Annotated in this window: 1 protein-coding gene; it reads right to left on the bottom strand. The window is 70.0% G+C overall.

What is annotated here, in order from left to right; genetic code table 11:
• Positions 1 to 164: 164 nt before the first annotated feature.
• Entirely contained in the window at positions 165 to 1,454 is a 1,290-nt protein-coding gene (locus AB1609_23045; protein MEW6049312.1) for an MFS transporter, read from the bottom strand.
• Positions 1,455 to 1,730: the final 276 nt, after the last annotated feature.

Here is a 1,730-nt window from a genome sequence, read left to right as displayed (position 1 = left end):
GCCGGTATCCCAGGATATCACCCCTGCCCAGGGCTGGCGCACGTCGTCCTCGCCTTCATCCAGAGTACCTGACGGTAGCCGATCTCAGGGCCGTACACGTACATGTTGAGGGAACGCGCCCTGGGCTGATGCGCCCGCGCTCCACCGCAAGCCAAACCCGAATGTCAGGCCTTTGCCGCCACCGGGCTGGCCTGGGGACGGGTAAGGCGTGCCTTCAGTTTCCAGGCAAGCAGGCTCAAGAGCAGCGCCACGCCGGCGCACGTCGCGTAGACCGCCCGCAGCCCCAGCTGGTCGCCCACGGACCCCGCCATCACCGCTCCCAGGGCCAGCGAGAAGGCCTCCATGCCGTCGAGCGCGCCCATGCCGCCGCCCCGTTCGGAGGCGTGGGTGAGCGACTCGGCCGCCCAGGTGGCCCCGGCCCGAATGAGCGCGTACAGCGGCAGGGCAAAGGCGACGGCGGCCACCAGCGCATTGGGCGCCGCGGCCATCAAGACGTACATCGCGATGTAAGGCGCCCCGGCGGTCAGCATGAGGTTGCCGGGAGACGCGCGGCGGCTGTTGGCCGTGAGCCAGGCGTATGCCACGAGGCCCAGGGCCGTGGCAAGGGTGAGGGTTGCCCCGTACAGCGACTCGGTGCCGCCCAGTGTACCGACCACATAGAACCCGAACACCGTGAAACTCGCCTCGCCGGCCAGCACGGCAAGCCCGAAAACCCCGAACAGAAGCGCCAGCACCCTGTCACCGTAAAGCCGCCGCCACTCATCCCGGAGTTCGGCGAACCGGCCGGCGATGGCCTGAGATACGCCCGCTGCCCGGAGCGTCCGTTCCCCGGCGGGCGCCGGTTCCTCGCGAGCCGGCCGTCGAAGCAGCTCGGGCACCCGCCACGCGACCCATAGGGCCTGCAGCAGAGCCAATCCCGCCGCCGCCACCAGCAGGCTGCCGGGCGACGCGCCGAGCCGTTCTCGGATGGCCACCGCCAGACTGCCCAGCATCCAGCCCCACGATTCCAGCTGCAGCCACCAGGCCAGAGCCCGGCCGGGTGTGCCGGCAGGTCCCGGGCGTAGCGAGACAAGCGCCTTGCCTGCCGGCGACAGGGACGCAAACAGCGCCGCAGCCATGCTCACCACTATCATGGCGTGCACGCCGGTCGACGCGAACAAAAGCCCCACAGCGGCCGCGCCGTACCCCAGAAGCCCCACCAGGAGGGTGAGCTTCAGCCGGCCCGTCACGTCCGCCACGGCGCCCCACACGTTGGCCGCCGCAAACCGTACCAGCGCCGGCACCGCGGTGATGAGCGCCAGCTGCAGGATGCGCCGCTCCCCGCCCGTGTACAGGTGGAGCGGGATGTAGCCGAAGATGATGAGTTCGGCGAAGGTGCGACTGAGGCTTGCGGCCAGCACCGGGTACAGAGCCTGGCCGCTCGCGCCGGGGTCGATGGTCCCTTCGTTTCGCACACGACATCCGCCCGTTCCCCAGATCGTCCTACGTTGATGGGGACCGCCGATGGGGCCCACCGCGCGGTTGCCCTCTGCTGCCTGGATGACCGCCGATGCGTCACGGTTCCGGGCCGCCCCCGGAAGCCCCGACCGGTTCGGCGAAGACCAGCAGGAACCCATTGGGGTCACGGACGGCAAACTCGGTCATCGCGTGAAACGTTGTGTGCCGTTCCTGGACAAGGTCGACCCGGCCTCCCAAGCGGGCGTAGAGGTCGTCGAGGCCCTCCATCCGGA

The organism is Bacillota bacterium, assembly GCA_040754675.1.
Lineage (GTDB): Bacteria > Bacillota > Limnochordia > Limnochordales > Geochordaceae > Geochorda.
Note: the sequence above shows the minus strand (reverse complement) of the source record. Positions and strands in the feature narration are given on the sequence as shown.